This is a genomic window from Rhizobium rhizoryzae (genome assembly GCF_011046895.1).
In the GTDB taxonomy this organism is placed as follows: Bacteria; Pseudomonadota; Alphaproteobacteria; order Rhizobiales; family Rhizobiaceae; genus Neorhizobium; species Neorhizobium rhizoryzae.
The window spans coordinates 3,282,168-3,299,960 of record NZ_CP049250.1 but is presented as its reverse complement, the minus strand read 5'-3'; the positions used below and the strand labels follow the sequence as shown (position 1 = coordinate 3,299,960).

At 57.6% G+C, this 17,793-nt stretch carries 13 protein-coding genes; 7 read left to right on the top strand and 6 right to left on the bottom strand.

Going from position 1 to position 17,793, the window contains the following annotated elements; genetic code table 11:
* Positions 1–187: 187 nt before the first annotated feature.
* Positions 188–604 carry a MerR family transcriptional regulator gene (locus G6N80_RS21800; protein WP_062552901.1) on the bottom strand — a complete coding sequence of 139 codons (417 nt, stop codon included), beginning with the start codon at positions 602–604 and terminating at the stop codon, positions 188–190.
* Positions 605–724: 120 nt separating this feature from the next.
* Between G6N80_RS21800 and dmeR the strand changes: the two genes are divergently transcribed.
* Positions 725–1,003 carry a Ni(II)/Co(II)-sensing transcriptional repressor DmeR gene (gene dmeR / locus G6N80_RS21795; RefSeq protein WP_165136783.1) on the top strand — a complete coding sequence of 93 codons (279 nt, stop codon included), beginning with the start codon at positions 725–727 and terminating at the stop codon, positions 1,001–1,003.
* A 17-nt stretch (positions 1,004–1,020) separates the two neighbouring features.
* Positions 1,021–2,046, top strand: a complete 1,026-nt coding sequence (gene dmeF / locus G6N80_RS21790; RefSeq protein WP_165136780.1) for a CDF family Co(II)/Ni(II) efflux transporter DmeF — start codon at positions 1,021–1,023, stop codon at positions 2,044–2,046.
* Between the two features lie 216 nt (positions 2,047–2,262).
* On the opposite strand, the gene G6N80_RS21785 is transcribed toward dmeF, so the two are convergent.
* Complete coding sequence (locus tag G6N80_RS21785) at positions 2,263–2,547, bottom strand: hypothetical protein (protein ID WP_062552898.1); 285 nt, start codon at positions 2,545–2,547, stop codon at positions 2,263–2,265.
* Between the two features lie 142 nt (positions 2,548–2,689).
* Positions 2,690–4,303 (bottom strand): GGDEF domain-containing protein, encoded by a 1,614-nt coding sequence (locus G6N80_RS21780; protein ID WP_165136777.1) that lies wholly within the window; start codon positions 4,301–4,303, stop codon positions 2,690–2,692.
* Positions 4,304–4,750: 447 nt separating this feature from the next.
* Here G6N80_RS21780 and G6N80_RS21775 point away from each other — a divergent pair, with 447 nt between their 5' ends.
* Positions 4,751–7,564, top strand: coding sequence for a hypothetical protein (locus G6N80_RS21775; protein ID WP_165136774.1), 2,814 nt, complete (start codon positions 4,751–4,753; stop codon positions 7,562–7,564).
* Positions 7,565–7,831: 267 nt separating this feature from the next.
* On the opposite strand, the gene G6N80_RS21770 is transcribed toward G6N80_RS21775, so the two are convergent.
* Positions 7,832–8,326, bottom strand: a complete 495-nt coding sequence (locus G6N80_RS21770) for a hypothetical protein (protein WP_165136771.1) — start codon at positions 8,324–8,326, stop codon at positions 7,832–7,834.
* Positions 8,327–8,417: 91 nt separating this feature from the next.
* Here G6N80_RS21770 and G6N80_RS21765 point away from each other — a divergent pair, with 91 nt between their 5' ends.
* The 3 genes from G6N80_RS21765 to G6N80_RS21755 all read left to right on the top strand — a co-directional run bounded on the left by G6N80_RS21765 (position 8,418) and on the right by G6N80_RS21755 (position 13,205).
* Entirely contained in the window at positions 8,418–11,129 is a 2,712-nt protein-coding gene (locus tag G6N80_RS21765) for a hypothetical protein (protein WP_165136768.1), read from the top strand.
* 61 nt (positions 11,130–11,190) lie between these two features.
* Positions 11,191–11,601 (top strand): hypothetical protein, encoded by a 411-nt coding sequence (locus G6N80_RS21760; protein ID WP_156379012.1) that lies wholly within the window; start codon positions 11,191–11,193, stop codon positions 11,599–11,601.
* 146 nt (positions 11,602–11,747) lie between these two features.
* Positions 11,748–13,205 carry a PepSY-associated TM helix domain-containing protein gene (locus G6N80_RS21755; RefSeq protein ID WP_165136765.1) on the top strand — a complete coding sequence of 486 codons (1,458 nt, stop codon included), beginning with the start codon at positions 11,748–11,750 and terminating at the stop codon, positions 13,203–13,205.
* Between the two features lie 464 nt (positions 13,206–13,669).
* Here G6N80_RS21755 and G6N80_RS21750 read toward each other — a convergent pair whose 3' ends face one another.
* Positions 13,670–15,775, bottom strand: coding sequence for a S9 family peptidase (locus G6N80_RS21750; protein ID WP_165136762.1), 2,106 nt, complete (start codon positions 15,773–15,775; stop codon positions 13,670–13,672).
* Between the two features lie 203 nt (positions 15,776–15,978).
* Here G6N80_RS21750 and G6N80_RS21745 point away from each other — a divergent pair, with 203 nt between their 5' ends.
* Positions 15,979–16,374: a DUF930 domain-containing protein gene (locus G6N80_RS21745; protein WP_062552890.1), complete on the top strand. Its 396-nt coding sequence runs from the start codon at positions 15,979–15,981 to the stop codon at positions 16,372–16,374.
* A gap of 45 nt (positions 16,375–16,419) precedes the next feature.
* Here the strand turns inward: G6N80_RS21745 and G6N80_RS21740 are convergent, their stop codons facing one another.
* A complete protein-coding gene (locus G6N80_RS21740; protein ID WP_165136759.1) occupies positions 16,420–17,586 on the bottom strand; it encodes an AI-2E family transporter in 1,167 nt (388 codons plus the stop codon).
* Between the last annotated feature and the right edge of the window lie 207 nt (positions 17,587–17,793).

Here is a 17,793-nt window from a genome sequence, read left to right as displayed (position 1 = left end):
TGTGGTGCCGTCAGGTGCCGTTATCTTACAACAAAGCCGCCTGACGGCGGCTTGTTGACATTGTGATCTGTCGAGCCGCCCGTTACCGGTAGGCCCAAAAATACATGGCAGCGATTTGTGCGTGTACGATCATCATGCGAAGATCAGTGCGATACAATCGGTTCAAAGTCAAGCGGCTTTCAGTCTCTCAATGCTCGTGATCGCAAAGACCGTGATCCGACAGCGAGCGAATGACATAGCATTCCTCCACAGTATGCCCGCCGCTGCAATGCGAGACGATGCGCTCCAGCTCACTCTCCAGCTTTTTCAGCCGGGCAATCTTGTCGCGCACATCGTCAAGATGTGCCGCGGCAATCCGGTCTGCCCCTTCGCACGGCGCCTTGGGATGCTCGCTCAGCGCAATCAACTCACGGATCATGGCAATCTCGAAGCCGAGATCGCGCGCATGGCGAATGAAGGCAAGCCGCTCCAGTTCATCGCGCCTGTAGCGGCGCTGATTGCCTTGTGTGCGTTCTCCTTCCGGCATCAGTCCCATCTGCTCATAATAGCGGATGGTCGGAACCTTGACGCCCGTGCGTCTGGACAATTCGCCGATGGAATACATGAGCGCCCAAAACCTCTAGTCTCTAGAGGGTACATAAAGGTTTCCTCACGAAATGCAAGATCGTCCTCGCAAAGTGCACTATGATCTGATAGGGTACCCCCCTACCTTACAGGATTGATCATGTCGCATACTCATCGCAGCAAGGACAAACTGGTTGCCCGCATTCGTCGGCTGAAAGGTCAGATGGAGGCGGTGGAGCGGGCGTTGGAGAGCGAGCAACCCTGCGGGGATGTGTTGCAACTTCTTGCCTCCATTCGTGGCGCTTTATCCGGCCTGACGGTGGAACTGATGCAGGAGCATCTGAGCGAGCATGTGGTGCAGGCTGAAACGGATGCGGAGCGCCGTCAGGCGGCCAGCGAACTGGCAGAGGCACTGCGCACCTATATGCGCGGCGAATAGGAAACGAGAGGCGGACAATGGCTGTTCACTTTGAAGATGCGAAGCACGAACACGTGTTTCTGGGTCAGAACCATGCGCGCAACGAACGCAAGGTATGGTGGGTCATTGCGCTCACGGCCAGCATGATGGTGATCGAAATCGTGGCGGGCAGCTGGTACGGGTCCATGGCGCTGCTGGCCGATGGCTGGCACATGTCCACCCATGCCGGCGCCATGCTGATTGCGGCACTTGCCTATTGGTATGCGCGGCGCGAGGCGCGCAACAGTCGCTACACGTTCGGCACCGGCAAGCTGGGAGATCTCGCCGCCTTTGCAAGCGCCATTGTTCTGGCGCTGATTGCGCTGCTGATCGCTGCAGAGAGCCTCGTTCGACTTGCCAATCCGGTGGAAATCGAATTCACGCAGGCCATCCTGGTTGCTATCGTTGGCCTTGCCGTCAATCTGGCAAGCGCATGGCTGCTGCGCGACGAGCCGCACCATCATGGCCATAGCCATCATCACGAACATGACGGTGGCCATCATCACGATCACCACGATCACCATGGCGATCACGCACATGATAGTCATCACGATCACCATGGCGGCCACGCGCACCATGGTCATGCGCATCACGGCCATGCGGAAGATCATAATCTGCGTGCCGCCTATCTGCATGTTCTGGCCGACGCCCTGACATCCGTCCTTGCCATCGGCGCACTTCTCTTCGGTCGTGCCTATGGCTGGATCTGGCTCGATCCGCTGATGGGAATTGTCGGCGGTCTGGTCATTGCCCGCTGGTCCTACGGGTTGATCCGCGATACCTCTCGCGTCCTTCTCGATGCGGTGCCGGAAAAGACCGAGCTTGCCGAGGAAATTCGCGAGCGGCTGGAAACGGACGGAAACCGCATTGCCGACCTGCATTTGTGGCAGGTGGGGCCGGGGCATCACGCGGCAATCCTCTCGATCGTCGCGCGGGAGCCGGAAGAGCCGATGACCTACAAGGAGCGCCTTCGCGATCTGACGACGCTCTCTCATGTCACGGTGGAAGTGGCGCGCGCCGCTTGAACGGACCGGATATTCCTAACTGCTGACGATCTTGTCTATCCTACGCGACGTCATTCTCGGCCTTGTGCCGAGAATCTACTGACGTCCAATAACATCAGGCGGTCGTAGATGCTCGGGACAGGCCCGAGCATGACGGAAAATAGCTGAAAGCCCTTTGTAAACAATATGAAGACAAGGGCGCAGTGGCCGGGCGTTTGAACTGTGTTGAGCCGCTGATCAGAATTCGGAATAGATATCTTCGATCTGCGAAACCGTGTGCGTGCCGGTCTGGATCAGCGGCGCCGCCGGTGCCTTTGGCGGCTCGTCGCCTGTCTTTGCACCCTCAACTGCCCAGAGTGCATTGGCCAGCGAAGAGGAAAGCAGCGTGCTGCTGCCGGTGATGCCGCTCAAGGAAATCCGGCTCGTTTCCGTGGTTTGAGGTAGGGCTTCCTCGGCCTTCCGCTCTGCCTTGTAGGGGCGAGCTGAATAACCGTAGCCATTCATTCCGCTGTCGATCTGCATCGCGTTGACCTGAAGTATGGTTACCTAAGTTAACCACTTCTTAATACGCGAAGCTTGCGCGAGGCTTGCGTGGTGCGCGCGGAGCAGGTTTGGACGGTTGACTTCTTTTCAGGCTTGCCGGGTGGTGCTTCGGGTCCAGCACTCAGCGCGAAAGCGCAAGGCTCTTCTTGTCCGGCTGCTGCAACCCGGCATAATCGCCGAAGGTTACCATTCGGTTTCGACCGGCGGCCTTTGCGGCGTAAAGGGCGGTATCGGCAGCCTTCACGGCCTCTTCCATGGAGACCTCGTCCATCAGCGCGATGAACAGCCCGCCGGAGAAGGTCAGCGCCAGATCCGTCACGCCGGGGATCTCGGTCGCGGACAGTCGCTCCTGCCAGCGGGCGGCATGGGCAAGCGCCTCCGTCCGCGTGCAATCGGGCAGGATGACCAGAAACTCCTCGCCACCCCAGCGGAATGCCTGCCCTTGTGCACCCAGATCTTCCGTCAGCATGGCGGCAAACAGCTTCAGCACCGTATCGCCTGTCTGGTGGCCATACCGATCGTTGAACAGCTTGAAATGGTCGATATCGACAACGGCGACTGCCACGCGCTCCCGCGCCAGATTGCCCTGGAAGAGGGCGGGCAGAATGTCCTGCGCATGGCGCCGGTTATAGAGCCCGGTCAGGTGGTCGCGGGATGCTTCCTCCTTCAGCAGTGTCTGCAACAGGACGTTTTCGTGCAGGCGCGCTTCAAGATCGCGGGAAAGCGCGGCCATGCGTTCTTCCGCCGCCTTGCGCAGCGAAATATTCCGCATCACGATCATGCGTCCGCCGCGGCGTCCCCAGGGTGTCAGGGAGTGCGCGGAGATCTCGAAAATGCCGTAGCCGCCAAGTGTCAGTTCGCTGCGCTCGCCCTCGCTGGAGGCCGGAGCCTCGAGAATGGCCCGAAACTCCGGTTGCATGGACAGCGAACTGCCGATCGCCTGGCGCGGCATGCCGGGCAGGGCGGAGGCGGCTGGGTTGAGCTCGAGGATACGGTTCTCCGCGTCAAGCACGATCACCGGGTCCGGCAGAACCTCGAAGATCGCGTCACGGCCGATAGGGGGTAGTACGAACAACTGTCCGAACAGTTGCGCGCCCAGCATGAAGGCACCGGTTGCCGCAAAGATGAAGGGTGTCGGGTCGTCGTTGAAAATGGTGAAGCCGTAGGCCGTGTAGGACACGTTGCCGACCAGCGGAAAGAAGGCCGAGGCCAGGAGCGCCCATAACTGCCAACGATGAATGCCGCGGGCGCGGATCGTCAGCGTCAGGCCCAGCACGAAGGCAATGGCCATGGCCGAATAGGCAAAGATCATGGCGGCCGGATAAAGCCAGCCATGTTCGAACAGCATCGTCGTCTCGTCGATCAACCGGATATACATCCAGCTGTGCCAGTCGTTGGTCAGTGCGAGGATGCCGAAAGTGCTGCTGATAAGCCCGATGGCAACGAGCTGCCACACCTTTTCGACGTCCCGCCCGCGCGCATAGGTCAGGAAGCTCAGTGACCAATAGAGCGGCGTACCGATAATGCCGAACCAGGCAAATTTGCAGGCCCAGATCTTGAAATCGAGATCGCTGGAGGAGTGCCGCGCAAGAACAGCCGCCGTCCAGGACAGCGCGAAAAGAATGGAGAGGGTGAATGCCTTGCGGCCGGGTGCATCCGGCGCGCGGATGGCGCCTAGAATGATGAGAACGGCCAGCACCATCACGGAGATGAGTAGCCAGATTGACGTCTCCAAGTGTCCACCTCATGCCGACCGGAGCGCCGGTTCGTGCCGACACTCATGAAATCCGAATCAAACTATAACGCGTTTGCTTAACGACTGGTTGTTGATCGATCAGATCTGGTGCGTTGCGTCATCAGACAATATTACAATAATTACTTCCTAATAAGCTAATCTAAACTTGCGGAAATGCAAATTGTCAACGATTTGCTATTTACATTTATGCGAAGATAAAATGTAATCTATGCGGGGAATGAGTATTAAAACATCATGAAATAATAATCCTAATATAAGGGGGGAGGCCGGATGGCTATGATTTCGCTTAATAATAACGAAGCGAAAGTGTCTTCGCTGCGCACTGAAGAAAAAAAGGAAGAGACCGCGCCAGCGATACAGGAAACACAGCAGCCCCGGAAAATAACTCCGCCCGCCAGCAGCCGTAAATTTATATCGTATGAAGGTTTGAAGCGCCCTGAGGGTTCTTCCAGACAGACCTCATCGGAAACCAAGAAGCCCGAAGCCAAAAAGCCGATCAAACCGGCAGATCTGCAGCCGGATCCTGATCAGCGTACGGTGACGACCGTGGAAGGGCGCGTGCTGGGATATGACGAGAAGTTCAATCCGGTTACCGACGTGTCGATGAAACGCAACATACCGGAAAACAAGCTTGAAAAGCAGAAAGTCGACAACGTCGAAGCGTCAAGTTCTCTATCCAAGATAATTAATACGGTTTCTGGAAACGAGCGTCTGAACCAGGAATTTTTCAACTATCTCGATCAGAAATATGCAAACGCCCAACGTCCGCCTGAAGGGATGGATGTTTATCAGAACCCGCAGAATTACTCTCCGGAACAGAAGCTGGCGAGATATGTCGACCTTGTGAAGGTCAAGGCTCAATTCGAGGCCTACAAGGAAGCGCGCCTGAAACCGCATACCGGTCAGATGCGCACCATCCTCAACCAGCCGGAGGTGGAAAAAGATATCCAGCAGGCCATGGAAACGCTCATGGAGGATCCGACGGTCGCGGGCCTGTTGTCGAGCGAATATCTGCAAGGTAGCCGTGAAATCCTGGAAGGAAAGCGGTTCCAGGAAGACACGAACAAATACGATCAAGCCTATACCGATGCGGTCAACCATCTGCGCACGGACCTTCAGGACCAGTTCAAGAGCCAGATCGTAGATGGGGGTATTTTCCGCGATGGCGTGGCGCGCGGGGTCAATGAGCGCACGATTCTGATCAATTACAATACGGCTCTGCAATCCTTCGGCAGTGTTCTTGGAGCCGACTATATTGCTCCGTTTCAAGACACGATCCAGAAGCACTACACCGAGTTTTACAGCAACAAGGTCGAACCCTTGCTGCCGGATACGGCTGGCAGCCTGAATGCTCTGATCCTCAATGCGACGTCAAACTTCAATGTACCGGAAGCGCAACGGGACAATGTCGGCCTTGTCACACCCACCATCGATGGTCAGGCCTACAAGGAGCTTGGTCTTGCGCTGAAGACAGACGGCTTCATGCAGGTGCTTGGCGGCTTGAAGATCGATCCTCAGACGCAGAAGGATATGAATGCGGCTGGTCTCGATCCCGGCATACCGAAGGATGGATTCACGGCTGCCTTCCTTCCCACGGTAACCAATATTGCCACGCAGGTTTTCGGCACCTCTGCAGCGAAGAAGGCAGACCGAGAGAGCTTTACCAGCACTGTTCTGAAGGAATTGCGGCCCTTGATGGAGCGGCTCGATGGCGGCGTCGATCCCATTACCTTCGGCGGCCTGGCGGAGCGGGTGCGTCTGTCCCTGCGCCGGAGCGGCAGCCCCATGGCGGCCTACGGCAATGAGGTGACGACTGCGCTGAACGGCTTGATGCGTGGCGCCAACCTCACGAGCAACAAGCTGCTGGACGGGATGTATGGCGCGGGCACTGGCTTTGCGTTGAAAGACGTGCAGGCGCTGACCATGCTGGCCGTGGGCTATGAAGGGAAGGGACTGGCTGAGACGAAAAATCCTGAAGGTGTTCTGCGTGATGGAAGCGGAGACAACAGCGGGGTTGCGAAAAAGGTTTTCGGCACCGAAAACCGGATGTGGGATTCCGGCGCGCTTCAGCGGTTCGGGACCGAGGGACTTGAGTATTACGCCAATAAATTCAGCGGTGATGTTCGAACGCTTCTGCCAAATAGTGTGGTTCACAACCCCCTCATCGATGCAACGGCCTATGGCAAGAAGGCTGTCGATGAGGTTCTTCAGAACTATGCGCTTGCCGTTGGAAAAGGGCTGTTCGGCAATGATGAGGCGGCCGTGAAGGAATATGCCACAAATGTCGTGCGCATGACCTACAACCTCAATTCGGCCTTGAAGCCGGGCGGATCCCTGGACAAGACGTACAACCTGGCGATGGAACTCGCCTCCCTGGAAAGAGGCAACTTCTTTGAAGGGTCGGTCAGCGTGGATGATCAGCTGAAGACCATGGCCAAATACTCCACGCTATTCCTGAGTGCCACGCGCACGATCCATGGCGGTGTCATGGGGGCAGGCAGCTTCGATCCCAGCAGTCTCGCGTCCCAGATCCTGACGAGTGCTCAGGGCATGTCTCACGTCATGGACTTTGTCGGCTCCAAGATCAAACCCTCCATAGACGCCAAAATCCTTTTGAACATTGGCGAATACGCGGATGCCGCAAAGCAGCTTGCCCGCACGACCTTCGTAAAGGGCAGTGGTGTCTTGAGTGGCCTCATAGACGTTGCCTGGTTGCCCGTCGATATCTTCACTTTTGTGCGAAACCTGAAGGCTGGCAACCTGGACACTGCGGAGAAGATCTTCAACGGTATCATCATTGGGACAGATGCCGGCGTCGCCGTGGACGGAGCCGTTGCGATAGCCCGCACCGTTATCCCGGCAACCGTTCTGCAGAGTTCACGCTTTGCGTTTCTCTTTACGGGAACCGGGGGCGCAATCATGGCCGGGCTGGGCGCGGCATTCAATCTCATCAATGCTGGCGCTTTGATCGGCCTCGCCATCTGGCAGAACATCAAGGCTGAAAAGGAATATAACAAGGCAGGGGACAGGCTCGATGCAAACCTCAAGCCCCTCACGGATAATACAACGAGTGACAACCTGAAGTTATATCCGGAGGCAGGTGATCCCTGGGGTGGGGATTCCATGCGACAGAGGCTTTATCAGATGCATCTGGATAACATGTACAAGCACGACCTCACGCCCTTCGACTGGGCTGCCGTGCGGGATGCCAACCGCAAGAGATACGAGGCCGCGGCATGATCTCCTGCCAAAAATAGCGCAGGGGAGTTTGACGAGAAAGCGCCGGCGGGATTGCTGGGCAGAAGCCTGACGGCGCTTCTGCTTCCCTGTGCTCTCGTCCTGCAGCTCTTTATCAGGCCCTACTTTCAGTAAAGCATGGTGGTTCAGTCGCTGAACGGCGACTTTACCACCTGTTATAGCCGCCGCAGCCCGCGCAGATCATCCCACCCGCCGCAAAAGTAAAATATCATACTATTGCTATAACAATTTTGTTATTGAATCAGTAAATCACTGAGAATCAATGCATTTTAAATTGATAAACAATAAAAAACGCCAATTGAAAAGGAAAATATATTTAATAAAATTTTTCTTACATAAATAATACAGTAAAGAGGTGGAATACATGCGAATTTCGCCATCGGGGACAGCTGCACAGAAAACAACATTGGAACGTGAAAAGGAAACGGCCACATCGTCTCGGGATACAGTGTCGACCACCCCCCGCAAGATCGATCCGCTGGGCAAGTCCGGGCCGGACGGCAGATCCGGATCTGGTAGTTCCGGATCCGGCAGTTCAAGTTCCGGGGGGACGACAACCGGCTCCTCATCATCGGCAGGCGCCTCGACGTTGAGATCCGGCAGCAGCACCACGGTGCGGACGCTTTCAACGACTGCATCAAGGACGCCGGGTTCGGGGGCTTCGGGCTCGGGCAGTTCAGGCCGCGGACAGGCGTCTACGCTCTCCTCGAACAGTGCATCAGGCGACAGGAGCACTCTTTCCATCGATGCGACCGAGCCGACCTCCGCCTCTGCCAGCCTCACCAGCACGACGTCTGAGGGAGTTGGTACGGAAACTGATTCCGGCGCGGGCGGGGTGACCTCCGGCCGAGTGGTTGGTTATGACGAAAAAGGCAATCCTATTACGGAGGATTGGCTGAAATCGCAGATACAGCCCAGCAAGCTGGAGCAGCAGAAGGTCGATTCCGTCGAGGCCTCGAAATCCATGTCCGAACTCATCGGCAAGGTGACCGGTTCGGAGCGGATCAACAAGGAATTCTTCGCCTATTTGGACGGCAAATATTCAGGCGTGGTGCGCGCGCCCGATGGTATGGACATCTACCAGAACCCGCAAAACTATTCCGCTGAACAAAAGGTCGCCCGTTATATCGATCTGCTGAAGGTCAAGTCCCAGTTCGAGGCCTATCGCGACGCGCGCCAGCAGGAAAACACCGGCAATTCAAAAACGATCCTGAACGAGCCGGAGGTGCTGAAGGATATTCAGCAGGGCATGGAGACATTGCTGGAAGATCCTGCCGTTTCAGGCCTTCTGGCTTCCGAATATTTGCAAGGGACGCGCGAGATCCTGGAAGGGAAGCGCTTTCAGGACGATGAGGCCCAATACGATCAGGCCTATACCGATGCGGTTGAGAAACTTCGCACGGATATAAACGCGCAGTTCAAGGCGGATATCCTCGATGGCGGTATTTTCAATGGAGGGGCTGCGCGCGGCGCCAATGAACTGTCGATATTGACCAATTACAATTCGGCACTGAAGGCCTTCGGTAGCGTGCTGGGTGCTGCGGAAATTGAAAAGCATCAGGATGTAATCAATAACAGCTACAACGAATTCTATACGTCGAAGATCGAGCCGCTGCTGCCAGACTCATCTTCTTCCTATACCTCGATGCTTCTGGCTTCTATTCAGAACCTCAATGTGCCCGAGGCCCTGAAACTGAACATGGGCATGATGACACCGATCATCGATGGGAAAACCCATGTGGACCTCGGTCTTGATCTGAAAACCTCGGGACTTGCCGACAAGCTGGCCGGGATCAAGATGAATCCCGAGACACTGGCAGAACTGAGGGCATTGGGTGTTTCTGCAAATCTTGCGCAGGACGGCTTGACTGCAACCTTCTTGCCCAGTGTGATCCAGATGGCCAATTCGGTTTTCGGAGCCGGGGAGGCAGAAAAGACCAAGCGCGCCCAGTTCACCGAAACAGTCCTTCAGGAACTGCGGCCTCTTATCGGCAGGCTCGATACCGGCATGACCGCCATGGATCTCAATGGTGCGCTTGAACGTGTTCGATTGTCGTTGAAGATGAGAAACAACCCGATGGCAGCCTATGCCAACGAAGTCACGACTGCGTTGAACGGGTTGGTGCGCGGCGCCAATCTCACCGGCAATCATCTCATGATGGGTACCTACGGGGCAGGTACGGGCTATGACCTGGCGAAGACGCAGGCACTCATGTCGCTTGGCGTCGGTTATGAAGGCCGCGGCCTCTCGGCGGGCAACGATCCTCAGGGATCGCTCAGAGATACCGGAACCGATAACAGTGCTCTGGCCAAGAAAATCTTTGGCACCGAAGGCCGTCAATGGGAAGCTGGCCTGATCAAGCGCTACGGCATTGCGACTCTGGAGCCGCTTTCTTCCAAAATGGCAGACGACATCCAGGCAATCCTGCCGAATAGCACCGTCCAGAAGCCTATTATAGATGGAGTTGCGCACGGTCGGAAAGCAATTGACAATATCGTGGAAACCTATGCTACCGCCGTGGCGAAAGGTCTCTATGGGCAAGATGCGGAAGGCGTGAAGCAGTTTTCCACCAACATGGTGCGCATGATGTACAACATGTGGGGAATGAACAAGCCGGGCGGCTCGATGCAGAAGCTCTTCGCCACGGCAACGCAGCTGGCGCAATCGGGAGGTTATACCTTCAAAGGGTCCATCAGTGTCGAGGAGCAGCAGAAGGCTCTGGCGAAAATGGGCACAATGTTCATCAGTGGAACCCGCACCATTCATGGGTCCGTCATGCTGGGACAGGGCAGTACGCCGGAAGGCATTGCCAGCCACGTACTCACGGCAGCGGCAACAAGTGGCCACCTGATGGACTTTGTGTCTTCCAAGATGTCGCCGGCCTTCAAGGGATCCAGGCCGCTGTCGGACAAGGCCATTCTGCTTTCGGCAGGTCTTGTCGCCGATCACGCCAAGGAAGTGGCACGCGTTGGTCTTGCCAAGGGCGGTTCCATGATGGGCGGTCTGGTCGATATCGCCTGGCTACCGGTCGATATCTTCACCTTCGTGCAAGGTCTGAAGGCCGGCAGGCTCGATACGGCGGAGAAAATCTTCCACGGCATCATTATCGGCACTGACATCGGCGTTGCCGTCGATGGCGCGATTTCTCTGACCCGAGCCCTGGTGCCCGCGGCCATCCTCAAGGCATCGCGCTTCGCAACCCTGTTCATGGGTACCAGCGGGGCCATCATGGCCTCGCTTGGAGCTGCCTTCAATCTCGTCAACGCCATGGCGCTCGTCGGTCTGGCGATCTGGCAGAATTTCAAAACCGAACAGGCATTCGACAGGGCAGGCGATCGTCTTGATGAAAACCTCCTCAAATATACCAACAACACGACGAATGATTACCTTCAGGAATTTCCGTTTGCGCCCATCTGGAGCGGCAAGAAGGGAGAGGAAGAGGCCTGGCAGAAACATCTCGACAGTATGTACAAGCACGACATCACGCCGTTCGACTGGGCTGCCGTGCGGGATGCCAACCGCAAGAGGTTCGAGGCCGCGGCATGATCCCCTGCCAAAATGTCGCGGGGGAAAACGCCTGAGCATTGGATGACAGCACGCAGAGCCTGTGGCAAAGCTGCACGCCATGGGGATTGAAGAGAAAGCACCGGCGGGTCTGCTGGGCAGGAGCCTGACGGCGCTTCTGCTCTCCTATGCGCTCGTCCTGCAGCTCTTCATCGGTGCCTATTTCCAGCAAAGCATGGTGGTACAGGCGCTGAACGGCGACTTTACCATCTGTTCCACCCACCTGGGCTCCGCTGCCGGAGAAGATCCGGCAGGCTCCGAGGGGAAAGCGCAATGTCTGGCGCTCTGTCAGCTGGCCTGCGGCATTGCGCCCGGTCTGGCCAGCTTCCTGCGCATTCTTCCGCCGCATGAACCCACGGCTCAGACCATTGTCTGGCAGGCTCAGGCAGAAACACCGCTCTCTGCCAAACCCTTCCATGCGCCGCATGCCAGAGGGCCACCACAGCTTTCATGATGCCTTGAACGCGGGGTTTTCCCGCCTCTTTTCAAGCTCATGGAGCAAATCATGTCATCTTTTCCGTCAGGCGGATGTGCCAGTCCGCGCGCGCAGCTCTGCGCCAGTCTCGTTGAAACCATCTCCCTTTCTGCTGGAGGTCAGCCATGACCGCAGCACAGTCAAAAAAGATAACGCAGAAGCCCGTGGCATCTGCCACAGGAGGCGAGCTTCGCGCCTTCCTCACACGCTTGCATTTCTACATCGGGCTCTTCGTCGGGCCGTTCATTCTGGTCGCGGCCTTGTCGGGCACGGCCTATGTGCTGACGCCGCAGCTCGAGAACTACGTCTACAGAAGCTATTTGAACGGCGTCTCCTCCGGCCAGCCGCAAAGCCTTGAGGCGCAGGTCAACGCGGCCCGTGCCTATCATGGTGCGGACAAATCCCTGTTCGCTGTTCGCCCCGCAACCGAAATGGGCAAGACGACCCGCGTGATGTTTGCTGATCCGACGCTCGGCGAATCCGAAACGCGCGCAGTCTTCGTCGATCCGGTCACGCTGGATGTGAAGGGCGACCTCGTCGTCTACGGTACCAGCGGCGTGCTACCGATCCGCTGGGTCATCGATATCTTCCATCGCAATATGCTGCTGGGGGATTTCGGCCGCAACTACAGCGAACTGGCGGCCTCCTGGCTCTGGATTGCGACCCTCGGCGGCTTCCTGCTCTGGTTCTGGCGCCGTAAGACAGACACTGCAAGAACGCAGTCCAAGGAAGGCGCAACCGCCAGCCTCCGTCGGGTTCATTCCACCATCGGGGTCTGGATCGGAATTGGTCTTCTGTTCATTTCCGCAACGGGACTGACCTGGTCGAAATATGCGGGCGATAACATCGATGCGCTTCGCCAGTCGCTGAACTGGGTCACGCCATCGGTTTCGCTGAAGCTGGAATCGGTTGCTGCGCCCGCCGCTGATCACGCAGGCCATACGGATCATTCCGCCCATGCCGATCATGGCAAGGCAAGCACTGCGCCCACCACTTCAGGTCTGCCGGATCCCGCCACGCAGATCGATCAGGTTCTGGCAACGGCAAGATCCTCCGGCATCATCGACAGTCCGCTGGTGGAAATCCGTCCGTCCAAGTCCGCCGACAAGGCCTGGATGGTACGCGAATATGACCGCTCCACGCCTACGCAGGTGGATACGGTTGCCGTGGATCCACGTTCGATGACAGTGACCAGCCGCGCTGACTTCGCCACCTTCACCATCGTGCCGAAGCTCATCCGCTGGGGCATCGATCTGCACATGGGCATCAAGTTTGGACTGGTGAACCAGATCGCGATGGTGATGATCGGCGCGGCCCTCTCGGTCTCCATCGTCTATGGTTACATCCTGTGGTGGAAGCGCCGCCCCGCCGCCGGTGCGCCAGCCCGCACGCTCGCGCAGTCCTGGCTCTATCTCGGCTGGCCTGCAAAACTCGGCGTGCTGGTCGTGGCCACCGCGCTTGGCCTTGCCTTGCCGCTGATGGGGCTTAGCCTGCTCGCTTTCGTGGTGATCGATCTCCTCCGCTGGAGGCTTGATAAGTCCCGCCGCGCGGGTCGCCGCATGCAAGCTGCTCCTGCGGAGTAGGTTGAGGGAAGGGGCTTCATCAAACTGCTGAGGCCCTGATACCCCCCTCTGGTCTGCCGACCATCTCCCCCTTGAAGCGGGGGAGATTGGCTAGCGTAACCCGCTCGACCTATCGCACCTTATCCGTTCTCCGCAATCGGCAGCTTCGCCAGATGCTGAACGAGAGCCACGAGTCGATCTCCCCCCTTGAGGGGGAGATGTCCGGCAGGACAGAGGGGGGTGAAGCTCCGCGCTCCAAGTAAAAAAAGCGGCAGTACTCAAAGCTGAAAATAAGAAAACCCGCACGGGCTGGACAGCAATCGTGCGGGTCAATTTCTTCATCTAAGCGAAACTCTCCCGGCAGTTACCGCTGTCGGGAGAACTCCTGAAGACTAGCGCGGAACGAGTAATTCCGCAAGATACTAGAGAATTCCCAGGAAAAGTGTATTTGCGGTTTTCCGTCCGGGAATTCGTAGAGCAAAGCCTCACATCTTGCCCGCAACCTTGATGGCGAAGGCATATTCGAAGGCGATTTCTTCCAGCCGCTGGAAACGGCCGGATTTACCGCCATGGCCTGCCGCCATGTTGGTTTTCAGGAGATAGGGTCCAGCCTCCGGAGCTGTCGCCCGCAGCCGCGCAACCCATTTTGTCGGTTCCCAGTAGGTCACGCGCGGATCGGTCAGGCCCGAGATTGCGAGGATTGGCGGGTAGGGCTTGTTCGCCACATTGTCGTAAGGGGAATAGGCGGCAATCCAGTTGTATTCCTCTTCCGACTCGATCGGGTTGCCCCATTCCGGCCACTCCGGCGGCGTCAGCGGCAGCGTGTCATCCAGCATGGTGTTCAGCACATCCACGAAGGGAACGGCGGCAATGATGCCGGCGAACTTCTCCGGCGCCATATTGGCAATCGCCCCCATCAGCATGCCGCCGGCCGAACCACCTTCGGCGATGATGTTGTCGAAGCTCGTGAAACCCTCCTTCACCAGATGGTCGGCTGCCGCGATGAAGTCCTTGAACGTGTTCTGCTTCTTCTCCATCTTGCCGTCTTCGTACCAGGCAAAACCCTTGTCCTTGCCGCCACGAATATGCGCAATGGCATAGACGAAACCGCGATCGGCAAGCGACAGCGCATTGGTGGAGAAGGAGGCGGGGATCGTCACGCCATAGGCGCCATAACCGTAGAGCAGGCAGGGCGCGGAGCCATCCAGAACCGTATCCTTCCGGTAGAGCAGCGAGACAGGAACCAGTTCGCCGTCATGGGCAGGCGCCATGACGCGGCGCGTCACATAATCATCCGGGTTGTGGCCGGAGGGAACCTCCTGCGTCTTCAGCAGCACCCGTTCACGCGTCGCCATGTTGTAGTCAAACAACTGGCTCGGCGTCGTCATGGAGGAATAGGAGAAGCGAATGACGTCGGTATCATATTCCGCCGCACCGTGCAGGCCCAGCGAATAGGCCTCTTCGTCGAAGGCAATGGCATGCTCCGCACCCGTTGCCCGCTCGCGCACCACGATGCGCGGCAGCCCGTCGCGCCGTTCCAGCCATACCAGATGACGCGCATAGGCGGCGTGGGAAAGGATGAGGCGACCCGGCTCATGCGGCACGGTCTCGGTCCAATTTTCCTTGCCCGGTGCCGTCACCGGCGCTTCCACGATCTTGAAATCCTTGGCATCGTCGTCATTGGTCAGGATGTAGAACACATCGCCGCCCTCGGTCATCGAATATTCGACGCCTTCCTCGCGCTCCGCCACCAGCATGGGTTCCGCGGTCAAATCCTTGGTGGAAAGCAGCCGGTATTCGGACGTCTCGTGGTCATGAATGTCGATGAAAATGAAATCGTCGAGCAGCGAGCCACCGACGCCCATGAAGAAGCCGGGATCCTTTTCCTCGTAAACAAGTCGATCTGCTGATTGCGGCTGGCCGATGATATGGTGGAACACCTTCGAGGGGCGGTGGTTCTCGTCCTGCAGTGTGTAGAAGAAGCTCTTGCCATCGGGCGCCCAGACACCGCCGCCAGAGGTGTTTTCCACCACATCGGCAAGATCATCCCCGGTTTCGAGGTTGCGCACACGCAGCGTGAAGTATTCCGAACCCTTGTCGTCATAGCCCCAGATGCCGTGGCTGTGGTCGCTGTTCTGCCCAAGGCCGCCCAGACGGAAGTAATCCTTGCCCGCCGCTTCCTTGTCGCCATCCAGCATCACATGGCGTTCGCCGCCGTCGCGAGGTGTTCGAAAGTAATGCGGCTGCTCGCCACCGGTGACGAACAGCGTACCGTAGGCGTATGGCCCGTCCTTCACCGGAACCGAGCTATCGTCTTCCTTGATGCGGCCCTTCATTTCGGCAAACAGCTGCTTCTGAAGCTCTGCCGTATCACCCAGTGCCGCTTCCATATAGGCGTTCTCGGCCTCCAGATGCGAACGAATCTGCGGGTCGAGAATGGAGGTATCCTTGAACATCGCCTGCCAGTTGTCAGCGCGAAACCACGCGTAGTCATCCGTGCGGGTCAGGCCGTGGCGCGTGTCGGTCTGCGGCTTCCTGGCGGCAACGGGGGCTTGCGGAAGGTTGGAAAAGGCTTTGCGGTTATAGGCCAAGGATCATCTCCGGCATCAATGTGAATGTGCCCCAGAGATAGGCGGAACATCGCGTCATAACAAGCGGGCATCCCGCGTGCTTTCAGCCGACGCCTGCGCCAAAACCTGATCACGATTTACATTTTTTCAGTCTGATGGGTAGCCAAGCGGGGGTCGCTTGCCTAGTTTCCGGCCCGTCCGAGTCATATTGGATGGAAACCGACATGATAAAAACCATGACTGCCGCGGCACTGGTTCTGACCGGTGCGGCGGTCCTGCCTGCCTATGCCCTGGATGATAGCATCATTCGCCAACTGGATCGCCTGACCCCGGAAGAGCGGCGGGAACAGCGCTGCGATATCGAAGCCATGAGCCGGATTGCGAAGCAAGGCGAGGGCTACAAGCCCGACAAGGTAATTGCCTACACCTTTGCCGATACGGAGGAGACCGAAGGCCTGCTGAGAGCCCCCGGTGCCGTGTTCCGCAGCGCGGGCGATTGGTATCGCCTGAAATACAAGTGCAAGACAGCGGAGGATGGTCTGACCATCCAGTCCTTCGATTACAAGGTCGGCTCCAAGGTCCCGCGCGAAGAATGGGGCGAGTATTATCTGTATAATTAGGAAAAGCCGGGGTATGTGTGCCCCGGCATTTTCCCATTTACCAATTCATCCCGGCAGCTGCGGCGCCGTTTTGCGTTCGGGGAAGAGTTCCTGCGCAATCGTCATCACGATCAGCGAGAGTGGCAGGGCCAGCATCGCGCCGATCGCGCCCCACATCCAGGTCCAGAACAGGATGGCGATGAAGACGAGGAACGGGTTGATCTCCCATTGCCGACCCATGACGGCCGGAAACAGCAGGTTTTCCATGATCAGGTGAATGGTGAAGAAGGCAAAGGCCGGAAGAAGCCCGATCAGCAGTGTATCATGCGAAAGAACGCCCGCCACAGCAACGGAAAGCGTCATCAGCGTGATGCCGAGATAGGGCACAAAGCTGGAGAGGAAGGCGAAGATGCCCCACAGGATGGGCATGGATAGCCCGCCGAAATAGGCAATCAGGGTCATCACCACGCCGAGGCCGAGATAGATCAGGCTGGCTGTCGCGAAGTAATAGCCAAGCACTTCCTCCACCGCGTTGAGAATGCGGATCGTCAGCAAACGCTGGCGGCGTGAGGGAAAAGCCATGATGATGGCGCGGCGCAGTTTCAGTCGACCGTATAGAAACAGAAGAAGACCGGCGAAGAAGATGAGCGCCTGAATAATGGCCGGTGTGACGCTGGAAGACAGGACCCCTAATATATTGGTGCTGTTTTCCATCAGCTTTTCCATGGACATCGGACCGGTCTCGAAGGTCGCTGGCGTAATGTTCAGCCAGTGATGCTGCTCGAGAAAGGGCGTGATACGCGCCAGCGCCTGCTCCACGATCGTTGGGCCTGACTGGACGAAGGTGGCGACGGGTTCCGCCAGCGCGTTCACGATCAGGAAGATCGACACCATCACGAGGCTGGAGAGAATGAAGGCGATGCCGAAGCGGGGAATGCCATATTGGCCCATGCGCTCGGCCACCATGCCGAGAATCATGCCCACCACGATGGCGAGCGTTACCGGCTTCAGAATGAGCGAAAGGTGCTGCACGACAGCAAAGCCGATGATCAGGAAAATGCCGATCACCGCCCAGGCCTTGGCCACTTCCAGCGCTTCGCGACCAAGCGGGGAGAACTCGGTTGCATCGCTATTGTAGACCGCAAGCTCGTCCTGGCGCGCAGCCTCGTGTTCCAACACCTGACGCTTGTGCCTGGCATTCTGCCGGTTTTGACCGGCGATCGTCGTACCCATGGAAGACCCCCTGAATGATGGCCGACAACGCGCGAACAGGAGACAGGTTCCAACTTGTGGGTGAGGGAGGATTAGGGTGCAGTTTACCTCAATAATCCGCCGAATAACCCCCTCTGTCCTGCCGGACATCTCCCCCTCAAGGGGGAGATTGGCAAGACGCACTCTCTCTTCCCCTCTCACAACCTCAAAGACTGCGCTTTTCTAATT